This window comes from Bacillus sp. 2205SS5-2 (assembly GCF_037024155.1).
Taxonomy (GTDB): Bacteria; Bacillota; Bacilli; order Bacillales; family Bacillaceae_K; genus Bacillus_CI.
Genome location: NZ_JAYKTS010000009.1, coordinates 68,116 through 81,297, shown reverse-complemented (window position 1 = coordinate 81,297; position 13,182 = coordinate 68,116). Strand labels below are relative to the sequence as shown.

Below are 13,182 nucleotides of genomic sequence, written 5' to 3'. Positions count from 1 at the left end.
CACCAAGGTTTGCGAAAACAGTTTCTTATAAAAGAGGGAACACCCCGTGTTCCCTACAATGTATCGATTTGATCGACGAATTATTTTTTCACTTGATTCATAACTTCTTCAGCGAAGTTATCTTGTCGTTTTTCGATTCCTTCTCCAACTTCATAACGAATGAAATCCGTTAAAGTAGCACCTTTAGATTCAACGAATTGGCGTACTTTTTGATCTGGGTTTTTAACAAATGATTGATCAAGGATACATACATCTTCGAAGTACTTACCAAGGCGACCTTCAACCATTTTCGCAACAATTTTTTCAGGTTTCCCTTCATTTAGAGCTTGTTGTGTTAACACTTCTCGTTCACGCTCAACTTCATCTTGAGAAACTTGATCGCGAGAAACATATTTAGGATTCAAAGCAGCAGCATGCATAGCAATGTCTTTTGCCGCGGCAGCGTCTGTAGAACCTTCAAGAACAGTTAATACACCAATACGTCCGCCCATGTGTAAGTACTCACCAAATGAATCGTTATCTGTTTTTGTACGAATAACAAAACGACGAAGCGTGATTTTTTCACCGATCTTCGAAATTGCTCCGTTAATATATTCTTTTACTAATGTGCCGTTTTCCATTGTTTGCTCAAGAGCCTCTTCTGCATTAGCAGGTTTTTGAGAAAGCACATGTTTCGCTAACTCTTTAACAAGAACTTGAAAGTTTTCGTTCTTTGCAACAAAGTCTGTTTCAGCATTTACTTCTAAAATGACAGCTTCATTGCCTTCGCTCAAAATGAAAGTAGTTCCTTCAGCCGCGATACGGTCTGCCTTTTTAGCTGCAGAAGCAATTCCTTTTTCTCTCAAGAAATCAATCGCTTTTTCCATATCACCATCTGTTTGAGTTAGAGCTTTTTTACAATCCATCATTCCAGCGCCTGTTTTTTCACGTAATTCTTTAACCATCTGTGCAGTAACTGCCATAATAATCGTCCTCCTTATTTTTCATATGTAGCACTATTTTCGCCTTTTTCTAACTAACCTATTCTTAAAAAAAGGTGATAAGGGCTAATCCCTCTTATCACCTTTTCAAATTCAGAATTACTCAGCTGTAACCGCTGCTTCTTCACCTTGTTTTGACTCAAGAATGGCATCTGCCATTTTACCAGTTAATAGTTTAACAGCACGAATCGCATCATCATTAGCCGGAATTACGTAATCAATTTCATCAGGATCACAGTTTGTATCAACGATACCTACGATTGGAATGTTTAATTTACGTGCTTCTGCAACTGCAATGCGTTCTTTGCGAGGGTCAATGATGAATAGTGCATCAGGAAGCCCTTTCATGTCGCGTACTCCACCCAAGAATTTCACTAAGCGTTCATGTTCTTTCTTCAATTGAACGACTTCTTTCTTTGGAAGTACTTCAAATGTACCGTCTTCTTCCATTTTTTCAATGTTTTTAAGACGTGTAACACGTTTTTGAATGGTTTCAAAGTTTGTTAACGTTCCGCCTAACCAACGTTGGTTAACAAAATACATACCAGAACGTTCAGCTTCATCTTTCACTGATTCTTGAGCTTGCTTTTTTGTACCAACGAAAAGAATTTTTCCATCGTTAGCCGCAACCTCTTTCACGAATTTGTATGCTTCTTCAACCTTTTTAACTGTTTTTTGAAGGTCGATGATATAAATGCCGTTACGCTCAGTGAAGATATATTTCTTCATTTTTGGGTTCCAACGGCGAGTTTGGTGTCCGAAATGTACACCAGCTTCTAGTAATTGTTTCATAGAGATTACTGACATGTGTGTGTTCCTCCTAATTGGTTTTAAATTTCCTCCGCTTAGTTCATATTTAAGTAGAACTATCGAAATAGCACCGACTACTTAAATCCCTAAACGTGTGTAGTCACACCATGGAATACTATAGCATAATTCGTCGCATTGAGCAAGAGCTATTTATCGTTCTTTCGAAATTTCAATAATAACTGAATTTCTGTTTGCCCTTTATTAAGAACTTTAGCAATTTTTGCGCTATCTAATCCTTTTTTATCTAAGAAGAGGACTTGACGTACAAATGGATCCTCTTCTTTTGGAATAGATTCCTCTATTTCTTCAACATTTGGACGTTTTTTCTCTTTTAATTCCATTTTTAGGGGGGATGGTTTATAAGCAGCTATCGCCTTGCTTCTCGGTGTGGCTTTTTTTATCAATGGATTTTCGATATCGGTAAAACTCCCTGGTTCTTCCTCTTTAAGTCTCTCTAGAGTTTTGACCCGATGAGTGGTTTGTACTCGCTCTATAAACGCTTCATTTTCTTCTTTCATTTCTAACAAATAGGAGGAAATCACATCCTCCATCTCTTTGACAATCTTTTTTTGTTCTCTTTCCAGTTCAATTAAACGATTTTGCCGAACGAACAACAGGATAATCAAAAAAAGACAAAAAACTATTAACATAAATAGAATTACAAACAAAATCTTGGTCATTTTTTCACCTATCCAGATAAATCTATTTGTTGACCTTTGAAGGGATGAGGAATGGCATCAACCGCCTCCTCTTCCCGAGCCTGCTCATGTGATTCCGCTTGTTCTTTCATTCCTTCACTATGAGTAGAAATGTGAGAAGGAGCTTGATTTTCATTCACTCTTTTTCGGTTTTGTTCTAGCTTTTTTCGTTCTTCCTCTTGCAGTTGGGATTGCATAATTTGCCCTTGTTGTTGGTGCTGCTCTACCACTTTTCCTGCCTCGAAGGTTTTCGGTAAGGCAATTTGCATTTCAAGCGCTTTTAAAGACATAATTATCTCCTCTTTTCAACCGAAAATCACATTATTAGTTTGCGTAACTTAACGATCGCCTTCGAATGAATTTGAGAGATTCTTGAAGTTGATAAAGACAGTACTTCTCCAATTTCGGTTAAGGTAAGTTCTTCTTTATAGAATAAACTTAATACAATCTGCTCTTTTTCAGTTAGTTGCTTAATAGTGTTAAGAAGTTCAACAATTTCTTCTTCTTTCACCATCGCATCTTCAGGTAATATAGTATCTTCATCTTGAATCACAAATGTCCTAGACTCGGAATCATCTTTTTGAATTTGTTCATCGATGGAAAGCACACTCGCAAAAAACTGTTCATGAAGGGTTGAATACACATCTTCTTCTGGTATTCCTAATTCATTTGCGATTTCTTCTGGTCTGACATGGCGCAACAACTTTTGTTCCATTTCAATCATCTTTGCTTCCATTTTCTTAGCTCTTTCCCTCGCACTTCTAGGTAGCCAATCCTCTTTTCTCAAACCGTCGATGATCGCACCACGAACACGAAAAGAGGCATATGTATCAAATTTCAAATCTCTGGTGGGGTCAAATTTATTGAGTGCATCTAAGAGGCCCATTAATCCTAAGCTCTTAAGGTCATCTTTGGAAACATTCTTTGGCAAACCCGTCGAAATGCGCTGAACATGATAGGAAACAAGAGGTATGTATTTTTTAATGAGAAAATCACCAGCTTGAGGATCCTTAGTTCCCTTCCACTGCCTCCAACAACGTTGCTCATCAGTGTCGTTTGTCATAAATCCGCCTCCTTGCCGATGTTCGTTTTGATAATCATTAGTATGTCTGAAGAAGCCATTGTCAAAGCAGGTAGTCTTTCCCACGATAGTAAAATATCTATGCTTCTTGATAACGAAAATCTCTTTTCTCATACTTTTTTGCTTAGCAAATAAACGAGGTTGGATTCAATTCTTTTTTATTTCGGGTTAGAAAAGATACGAAAAGAGCCTTACGAAAAGAAGACTCGAAATCAAGTTGCATCAAAATTATAGACTGACACGCAAAGCAACGACCTGTATGTAAACAGACTTAGTAAAAGAACTCTATTCATTTTAAAGGTGCTGAATTGATTCTGCAACTTGGTTACTCGTGAGGGATTCTCCGCTCTCTTTTCCTTCATTATTTTTAGATTCTAGATTATCGATATCTTTTTGACAATAAGAGATACACCAACGAAGAAAATAAACCAGTAGAAAAAATGCTAAAGCTGACAAAGTCGATTCCATTAATAATATTGTTGGATTTTTATGGTACAAACCACTTAAAAAGTAGACTGTAAAGGTGAATAACGAGACCCAACAATTCGCCAAGATGCTTCCCGCCATTAGATTTCCTTTACTCCTAGATTGACGGTCCTTATATGAAGGATACTTGTAGCAGGTGAAAACTCAATGGTTCGACCATTACTTCCTCCGACATCCTCCGCAAGTAGAGGAATATTTAGAGATCTTAAATTTTCTTTTACCGCTTCTACATTTCTTGGTCCAATTCTCATTAATTCTGTTTGAGCAGATAATTTAAACATTTGCGAACCACCTGCAATTTTCGCTTTCATTCTCGTTGATTTGGCACCTTTCAGTTTAAGTTGTTGGAGTAGTTCAGGAATCGCTGTATCAGCAAATTTCGCTTTATTGGTTGACGATCCAATGGACGATTGCGGAAGCATTATATGAGCTAATCCTGCGATTTTGCTGAGCTCATCATAAAGAATAATACCGACACACGATCCAAGTCCTGAGGTACGAATCACTTCATCCCCTTTAACGATATTCATATCTGCGATCCCTACTTTAATAATTTCTGTTTTCATGGATTACGATACTCCAAGCGCTTCAAATATAATTGAGAAGGAATTTGGATCTGGTAGGAGAAAGAAATGACCTCTAACCACTTCATTCTCTGCTAAATGATCTTCCTTTAAAGCCGTATCAATCACGATGGCATAATCACTCTCTTGAGATACTTCGATCAAGCCATACGAGATTAATGCACCAACCATGTCTATACTTAAGGCCGGTACCGTTGGATACAAATTTAAGTTTGTAAAGTCCGATAATGACGATAAATAGCTACCAGATAGAATATTTCCTAACTCCTGCATAGCAGATAATCCTAGTTCAGAGTAGGGAGGAGATTCAAAATTAAAGTTTGGATCTCCTGTCATTGATTGTATGTATCTTGAAGCTTCCTCCAAAGGTAGGATGAAAAACATACTTCCTGGAGCATCTCCTTCAATTCGTAAAAATATGCTCACGGCCACAGAATCTGCTCCCCCGGCCATATCCATCATTTCATCAAACGAAACGATTTTCACACTTGGTACCTTCATATCGATTTTTTTATTAAGTAATGTAGAGAGAGCCGTAGCTGCATGGCCTGCTCCAATATTCCCGACTTCTCTTAAAATGTCAAGGTGGAGAGGTGTGATTTTCTCTTCAAATCCCATCGAATCATCCTTATACAGTTGAATTTAGTACTTTTTCTAATTGCAATAAGATTAACAAGCGACGATCAATTTTTGCTACACCACTAATATAGTCTGTTTCTATCGTACCAACCACTTCAGGTTGCGGTTCAATGCAATCTAGAGCAATATCGAGTACATCATTGGCTGAATCCACGATAAAACCAACTTCATTTTCTACTAATGAAACGATGATGATTCTCGTGCTATCAGAGTATTCCTTAACTTCCAAGCCAAAATGCTCACCTAAATCAATGATTGGTGTAACGACCCCACGAAGATTAATAACGCCTTTAACATAACTTTTTGTTCTTGGAACCCTTGTAATATGGGTTAGCTTTTCAATAGACCGAACTTGCGAAACGGGAATGGCATATTCCTTTTCCATCAGCTGAAAAACAATTACTTTTATCTCTTTATGAATGGTTGCTTCACTCATGTAGATTCCTCCGATCGTTGTTTATCTAAGGTTTTTTCGTATTTAATGTTATTTTTGATCGAATAACTGAATGAAAAAGGTTATTTTCATTCAGCTGTTTTCGCAAAGATTGTGGCTTTTCGAATTAGCCCTCAATTCGTGATGAAAAGTGACTTCGGGCAGCATTTTTAACCCGAAATGAGGAATGAAAAATTTTTTTCATTCGTTTTTATATACTAGAGCATCAAAGTATGCGAAAACAAACTGACAAAAACAATCTTATTTAATTAGCGCATTGCAATCTACAATTAACGCTACTTGTCCATCACCCAATATAGTTGCACCTGAAATCGCAAATACATCATTTAGGTAATTGCCAAGAGATTTTAATACAATTTCTTGTTGCCCAATAAAAGAATCTACAACAAGCCCTGCCATTCTATCTCCTTTTCTTACAATGACTACGGAAAAGAATTCTTCTTCAATGCCTTCGGTTGGTACATCAAATACATCTTGTAAAAAGACCAGAGGAACAACCTTCCCTCTAAAATCTATTACTTTTTGATTGTGAGCATTTAGTATTTCGCCTCTTTTGACAATTGCAGTTTCAATAATCGATGAGAGCGGAATCGCATATTTTTCCTTCTCTAATTCCACTAACATAACTGAAATAATTGATAGGGTGAGAGGTAGCTGTATCGAGAAAATTGACCCTTCACCTTCTTTGGAATCAATAGCTATTGAACCACCTAACGACTCTATTGTTGTTTTCACAACATCAAGCCCCACCCCACGTCCTGAGATGTCAGAGATGGTTTCAGCAGTGGAGAAGCCTGAAGCCATAATGAGCTCATACACTTGTTTATCGGTTAAGGTTGAACCAGTTTCTTCTGACACGACTCCCTTTGCTATCGCTTTTTGCAACACCCGGTCACGGCTGATTCCTGCACCGTCATCAGTGATTTCAATAAAGACATGGTTACCACTATGATAGGCTTTTAGATTGACGGTTCCTACCTCTGATTTCCCATTTTTCTGACGAACTTCTGGTGTTTCAATACCATGATCAATCGCATTTCGTATTAAATGAACAAGTGGATCCCCAATCTCATCGATAACGGTTCGATCTAATTCTGTTTCCGCCCCGATAATATCTAAATCAATTTTTTTATTTAGATCTCTCGCTAATTGTCTAACCATGCGTGGAAAACGATTAAAGACTGTTTCTACAGGTACCATGCGCATATTCAAAATGATATTTTGTAAATCTCCTGAAATACGCGACATTCTCTCAACAGTCTCGTTTAATTCTGAATGATTTAAATCATTTGAGATTTGTTCAAGTCGACCTCGATCAATCACAAGCTCTTCAAATAAATTCATCAATATATCCAGTCGCTCAATATTCACGCGGATAGTCTTATTGCCTCCAGCTGCCTGTTTTTTATTTGAAACAGGTGTATCCTCTTGTTTTTTGAGATTAGAAGATTGTGTATCTTTGACAGACATCGCAGGAACATCGTGAATTTTTTCATTGGATGTTTTTCCACCGTCAACATCTAAGGCCAAGTCTTTAGGGGTAACAAGATGAATATTCACTTTCTCAACTTCTGACACTTTCATGACTTTTTGTTGTAAATCCTCTGGTGAGTCCTTAGTTACAACAGTCACGATGAATTGATGATCAAATTGCTCTTCTTCTAATTGATCAACAGTAGGGTTAGCTTTTATGACATCGCCAAACTTTTCAAGCACCTCAAACACCATATAAACTCGAGCGGCCTTTAATAGGCAATCCTCACGTAATGAAACAGTTAATTCAATACACTGAAATCCTTGATCTAGGCTTTGTTGAATGACGGTTTGTTCAAATTGATCGTATTCATTTTTCACGGTTGGTTCCACGTTATCCGCAAGAGCTACTGAAGTCTGGGCTTTTGTGATGACCTGAGGCTGTTCTCCGTTTTCAATAGCATGAAGCCGCTGAACAATTTCATATACATCTCTTTTTCCATCTCCACCTTCAGCAATGGACATCACCATCGCTTCTAGGTCGTCCGTTGCGACGAAAACAACATCAAATATTTCAGGAGTCACATGAATTTTTTCATTTCGAATACCATCCAACACATTTTCCATATTATGAGTTAAACTTGCTAAGTCTTCGTACCCCATTGTAGCTGACATCCCTTTTAAGGTATGAGCGGAACGAAAGATTTCATTTACTATACTTAAATCAGTGGGGTTTTTTTCTAACAATAATAATTGTTGATTACAATTTTGTAAGTGTTCTTTGCTTTCTTCAATAAAGACTTCCAGATATTGATTCATTTCCATGAGTTCCTCACCCCTATGGCATATACTTCATAATTGCATCTGCAATATGATTTAATGGCTCTATGTCGTCTATCATGTTCGTGGATACTGCTGCTTTTGGCATTCCGTAGACAATACTTGTTGCTTGTGATTCAGCAATTGCTTTCACAGAACCACTTCTCTTCAATTTTATCAGACCTTGCGCTCCATCTGAACCCATTCCTGTCATAATTACTGCAATTTTGTCGAAATTTCTAATCTCGCTAATAGATTCAAACATAACATCTACTGATGGTCGATGCCCGTTTCGTTGCGCTTCTATTTTATCTAGACTCACAGCTAACCGTGATTCCATCTTTCTCACTTTAAGATGATACCCACCAGGCGCAATATAGGCGATTCCTTGTTGTAGTACCTCTCCATCTTCTGCCTCTTTTATTTCTATTTGTGACAAAGAATCTAGGCGTTGAGCTAAAGAACGAGTAAAACCAGCAGGCATATGTTGGACAACGACAATCGGTGCAGGTATTCCTTTAGGTAAAGAGGTTAATACTTGTTGCAATGCTCTAGGTCCACCTGTACTTGTTCCAATGCAAATGATTTTTTGGGTTTTAGATTGACGAGTGGTTGGTTTCAATTTATTATATACTTTTCGATCCGTACTCACGTTTTGGTTAAGGATCTTTTTAGGTAGTAAAGAAGAATGATTTGCATGTAATTTTGAGATTTGTATCTTGCTTGCCTCTACTAGTTTGGCAACGATTTCTTCTTTCACTTTGTATAAATCTAGAGAAATGGTTCCAGACGGCTTAGCGATAAAATCAACTGCTCCGTGGCTCATCGCGAGCACTGTGTTTTCAGTCCCAGTGGTTGTAGTGCTTGAGAGCATGATAACCGGAACAGGGCATTCCTTCATGATTTGTTTAAGGGCGTCAATCCCATTTAATATAGGCATTTCTACATCCATCGAAACTACATCTGGTTGTAACAGTTTAATTTTTTCAATAGCATCCATTCCGTTCCTCGCAAAACCAACAGGTTCAAGTAGAGGATGCTCTGAAATAAAATCATGAATCAATTTGCGCATGAAAGCAGAATCATCGACGATAAGTACTTTTTTTCTCATCCTTTACTCCCCGCCTCTAGAAAAAAGTATTTTAAGTTTTTCAACGAAGGATGGCTTATTTGGCAGAAGATGATGAGCGATGGGATCATTTACATAGAGCGTTACGATTCGCTCTATCCCTAATGATGCAGCACTTTTAGGGTATTGTAGACAAAAAGGAACTTGCTCCCTAACAGCTCTCCCAACATTTGGATCTTCTACAATCGTCCCTAAAATTGAGACATGTTTTCGTAAAAATTTATCTATGACATTTTGAAAACGACGGAGTGTTTCATTCCCCTGAGATATTTGCTGTGCTCTATTACATATAACGCTCACCTTTTGCTTACCCTCTCGAAAGAAAATAAACTTCATAAGTGAATAGGCATCTGTAATAGAGGTTGGCTCAGGTGTGGTAATAAGTAGGATTTCATCCATCGTCATGATTAAGTCAACACTTTCTTTTGATGCGCCCGCTCCCATGTCAAATAAGATAAAGTCATACGTTTCTTGTAACAACCGCATCCCATCTGTGAATATTTCGAATTTATCTTCAGACCATTCCACAAAAGATCGCAACCCTGTTCCACCAGCAATATACGAGATGCCTTCTGGTCCTTCGGTTACGATGTCTTTAATATCGGCTGTTCCGTCCAACAAATCCATAATGGTTTTATTGGTGTTTTTCCCCATTAATATATGAATATTTCCCATCCCTATATCTAAATCCATTAGAAGGACCTTCTTGTTTTTTTTCGCAAGATGAGTACTAAAGTTTAATGCGATGTTTGACTTTCCAACACCACCCTTACCGCTCACAACTGCAATTGTACGAGCCCTCGATTGCAGCTTAAGTTTCGCTCTCAATCCTTGTGCTTGATCCTTCATTTTGGAAACCCCTTAAAAAGAAGTTGAATAACTTTTTCAGCGTCCGCTTGTACAATGTCATCTGGTACATCTTGCCCGTTCGTTAAATACGCCGCGCCCTTCTGATATTTTTTGAGGAGATTGAAGCTGGATCCATAGGATGAGGTCTCATCCACTTTTGTGAAAATAAATTTTTGAATGTTCAATTCGGAAAAATTCTCAATGATTGCTTCCAAGTCAGATTCTTTTGAGGTTAAGGATAAAACCAAAATGGTCTCCATATCCGCTGCAAAATCAATTATTTTTGTAAGATCTTGAATATATTGGATTTCTCGATAATTTCTGCCAGCCGTATCGATAAAAACCATATCCGCATCTTGATGCTTTTCGACCGATTTTGCATAATCTGCTCGGTCATAAACTACCTCCACCGGTACGTTCAACAACTGTGCGTAAGTTTTCAACTGCTCAATGGCAGCAATACGGTAGGTATCCGTGGTCATAAAGGCAATCATTTTCCCATGTGCCAAAACAGCCTCTGCAGCAATCTTGGCTAATGTTGTCGTTTTTCCAACTCCAGTAGGACCAATAACGTTTATATATTTTTTGGAATAATCAATTCCTCCAAAGTCAAATGATGACATTTGTAAACGAAACCATTCTTTCGACAAGGATTCTACCTCTTTGGGAATCTCAGACGTATTCTCCAATTTGCTAAGAAGAAAATCTCCAAGTTCATTCAGTGAATCTTGGTGAATCCCTTGGGATTGAAGGTACATTAACATTTCTTGAATTCCCTTCGGGTACTCTGCGTCCGTTGTTGCAGGGAGATGAGATAAATGTTGAATCATTTGTTTTAATTCAGTGAATTCTTTTTGAAAAGAGTCGGTTTGAACCTTCTCTTCCTTGAATTCTACAGCCGGGGTAAGTTTGGTAGCAACGTCCCTACCCTCCGTTTGCTTTGGTTTAATTCTTTTCTCAAGATTCGTATCTAAGGCCGCAATAACCTCTATGTTTTTCTTTTTAAATAGACCTAAAAATCCTCCTGTATAGGCCACCTTTGAATTAATAATAACAGCATCATTTCCCAGTTCCATGCGGATTTTTTTCATGGCTTCAGGCATTGTTGGCGCAATAATTTTTGTTACTTTCATTCCATATTCACCACCCCTAGGCTCTGGACCTCTACGTTTGCTTCTAATTCATTATAAGAAAGAATAGGTACTTGCGGGAAATATCGTTCTGATAGCTGCCTCATATACATACGAATCGCTGGCGAGCATAGTACAATGGGAGACTGTTCAATTAAGGATAACTGTTCAACTTGATGAGCAAGTGCTTCAAGTATTTTTTGTGAATCATTCGGGTCTACCGATAAATAATTGCCATGGTCTGTTTGCTGGATACTATCTGCAATCACTTTCTCGACTCTTCCGGAAAGAGTAACTACTTTCAATGATGTTGACGATTGATCCATGTACTGAGTAGTAATTTGACGTGCCAACGCTTGACGAACATATTCCGTTATTAAGTCGGTATCCGATGACAGTTTGCTATAATCCGCTAATGTTTCAAAAATGATAGGCAAGTTTCGAATGCTTACATTTTCTTTTAGTAATTTGGCTAATACCTTTTGAATTTCGCCTACTGATAGAGGCGTAGGTGTAACCTCTTCTACCAAAATTGGATACGATTCTTGCAAATGATCAATAAGCTGTTTTGTTTCTTGTCGACCCAATAATTCATGAGCATTCATTTTAATCATTTCTGTAATATGCGTCGAAACAACAGAAGGTGGATCTACGACTGTATAGCCCATGATTTCAGCTTGCTCTTTCTGATCTTCAGAAATCCACTTGGCCGGCAATCCAAAAGAAGGTTCGACTGTATCAATTCCATCTATCAGATCTTCTTCTCCACTTGGACTCATGGCTAAGTAATGATCTAGTAAGACTTCCCCTCGAGCCATTTCATTTCCTTTAATCTTCAAACGGTATTCATTAGGTTGAAGTTGGATATTGTCTCGTATTCGTACTACTGGAATGACAAGCCCTAGCTCAATCGCTAATTGTCTTCGAATCATTACGATTCGGTCCAGTAAGTCCCCTCCTTGGTTAGTGTCTGCTAATGGGATTAACCCATAACCAAATTCAAACTCGATCGGATCAACATTTAATAAGGAAACCACACTCTCAGGGTTTTTCAATTCTTCTGTTTCTTGCATTTGTTCTTTTTCTTCTTCTAATTCTTGAACAGGAGAGGCTGGTCTTCCTACCATATATCCGCCAAATCCTAGTATACCTGCGATTGGTATCGTTAATAGATCATTTATTGGGGTAGCAATCCCTAATAATAAGATTGTAATCCCTGCTACATACATCATAATAGGCTGCGACAGGAGTTGTTCCATGATATCTTGTCCAAGGTTTCCATCGGATGCTGCTCTCGTTACTACAATTCCTGTAGCCGTCGAAATCAAAAGGGCGGGTATTTGGCTAACTATCCCGTCGCCCACTGTAAGTAGGGAGTACTTCGTAGCTGCTTCCATAATCGGAAGCCCCTCTTGAACAGCACCAATGATAATACCGAAGATCAAATTGATTAAAACAATGATAATTCCTGCAATCGCATCACCTTTGACGAATTTACTAGCACCATCCATGGCTCCGTAAAAGTCCGCTTCACGACCCACTTTTTCACGACGCTCTTTTGCATCATGCTCTGAAATCATGCCGGCATTTAAATCTGCATCAATACTCATCTGTTTCCCCGGCATCGCGTCTAATGTAAATCGTGCGGCAACTTCAGATACACGCTCAGAACCTTTCGTAATCACCACAAATTGTATGATTATGAGGATTAAAAAAACAACCAAGCCCACAAGAACATTACCACCAACAACAAATGTACCGAAAGTTTCAACCACTTCTCCAGCTTCTCCCCGGCTCAAGATAGATCTTGTTGTGGAAACATTTAAAGCTAGGCGAAATAATGTTAATAACAATAATAAGGACGGAAAGATTGAAAATTGAAGGGGCTCCTGCATATTCATTGATGTTAGTAATACTAATAGTGCGAGTGAAATATTGATTATGATAAAAATACTTAGAAATAAAGGCGGGAACGGAATGACCAGCATGGCAACGATTAAGATCACACTGGATAGTACGGTTAAATCTTTTGCTGCCAATTACATTCACT

General features: G+C 38.2%; 14 protein-coding genes. All 14 read right to left on the bottom strand.

What is annotated here, in order from left to right; genetic code table 11:
* Positions 1–80 precede the first annotated feature (80 nt).
* The gene (gene tsf, locus U8D43_RS08440) at positions 81–962 is read right to left on the bottom strand and encodes a translation elongation factor Ts (protein ID WP_335870745.1); all 882 of its coding nucleotides are present in this window, start codon (positions 960–962) and stop codon (positions 81–83) included.
* A gap of 117 nt (positions 963–1,079) precedes the next feature.
* Complete coding sequence (gene rpsB / locus U8D43_RS08435) at positions 1,080–1,787, bottom strand: 30S ribosomal protein S2 (RefSeq protein WP_335870744.1); 708 nt, start codon at positions 1,785–1,787, stop codon at positions 1,080–1,082.
* A 149-nt stretch (positions 1,788–1,936) separates the two neighbouring features.
* The gene (locus U8D43_RS08430; RefSeq protein WP_335870743.1) at positions 1,937–2,470 is read right to left on the bottom strand and encodes a hypothetical protein; all 534 of its coding nucleotides are present in this window, start codon (positions 2,468–2,470) and stop codon (positions 1,937–1,939) included.
* 8 nt (positions 2,471–2,478) lie between these two features.
* Positions 2,479–2,778 carry a hypothetical protein gene (locus U8D43_RS08425; RefSeq protein WP_335870742.1) on the bottom strand — a complete coding sequence of 100 codons (300 nt, stop codon included), beginning with the start codon at positions 2,776–2,778 and terminating at the stop codon, positions 2,479–2,481.
* Positions 2,779–2,804: 26 nt separating this feature from the next.
* Positions 2,805–3,551: a FliA/WhiG family RNA polymerase sigma factor gene (locus U8D43_RS08420; RefSeq protein ID WP_335870741.1), complete on the bottom strand. Its 747-nt coding sequence runs from the start codon at positions 3,549–3,551 to the stop codon at positions 2,805–2,807.
* 312 nt (positions 3,552–3,863) lie between these two features.
* Positions 3,864–4,121 carry a hypothetical protein gene (locus U8D43_RS08415; RefSeq protein WP_335870740.1) on the bottom strand — a complete coding sequence of 86 codons (258 nt, stop codon included), beginning with the start codon at positions 4,119–4,121 and terminating at the stop codon, positions 3,864–3,866.
* A gap of 14 nt (positions 4,122–4,135) precedes the next feature.
* Entirely contained in the window at positions 4,136–4,621 is a 486-nt protein-coding gene (locus U8D43_RS08410) for a chemotaxis protein CheD (RefSeq protein ID WP_335870739.1), read from the bottom strand.
* A gap of 3 nt (positions 4,622–4,624) precedes the next feature.
* On the bottom strand, positions 4,625–5,257 hold the full coding sequence (locus U8D43_RS08405; protein WP_335870738.1) for a chemotaxis protein CheC: 633 nt from the start codon (positions 5,255–5,257) through the stop codon (positions 4,625–4,627).
* 10 nt (positions 5,258–5,267) lie between these two features.
* Positions 5,268–5,714: a chemotaxis protein CheW gene (locus tag U8D43_RS08400; protein ID WP_335870737.1), complete on the bottom strand. Its 447-nt coding sequence runs from the start codon at positions 5,712–5,714 to the stop codon at positions 5,268–5,270.
* A 258-nt stretch (positions 5,715–5,972) separates the two neighbouring features.
* A complete protein-coding gene (locus U8D43_RS08395) occupies positions 5,973–8,030 on the bottom strand; it encodes a chemotaxis protein CheW (RefSeq protein ID WP_335870736.1) in 2,058 nt (685 codons plus the stop codon).
* Between the two features lie 13 nt (positions 8,031–8,043).
* Complete coding sequence (locus U8D43_RS08390; protein ID WP_335870735.1) at positions 8,044–9,135, bottom strand: protein-glutamate methylesterase/protein-glutamine glutaminase; 1,092 nt, start codon at positions 9,133–9,135, stop codon at positions 8,044–8,046.
* 3 nt (positions 9,136–9,138) lie between these two features.
* Positions 9,139–10,002 carry a MinD/ParA family protein gene (locus U8D43_RS08385; protein ID WP_335870734.1) on the bottom strand — a complete coding sequence of 288 codons (864 nt, stop codon included), beginning with the start codon at positions 10,000–10,002 and terminating at the stop codon, positions 9,139–9,141.
* On the bottom strand, positions 9,999–11,135 hold the full coding sequence (gene flhF, locus U8D43_RS08380) for a flagellar biosynthesis GTPase FlhF (protein WP_335870733.1): 1,137 nt from the start codon (positions 11,133–11,135) through the stop codon (positions 9,999–10,001). Before flhF ends, U8D43_RS08385 begins: the two co-directional genes overlap by 4 nt.
* Positions 11,132–13,171: a flagellar biosynthesis protein FlhA gene (gene flhA, locus U8D43_RS08375; protein WP_335870732.1), complete on the bottom strand. Its 2,040-nt coding sequence runs from the start codon at positions 13,169–13,171 to the stop codon at positions 11,132–11,134. The genes flhF and flhA overlap by 4 nt, the downstream gene beginning before the upstream one ends.
* Positions 13,172–13,182 lie beyond the last annotated feature (11 nt).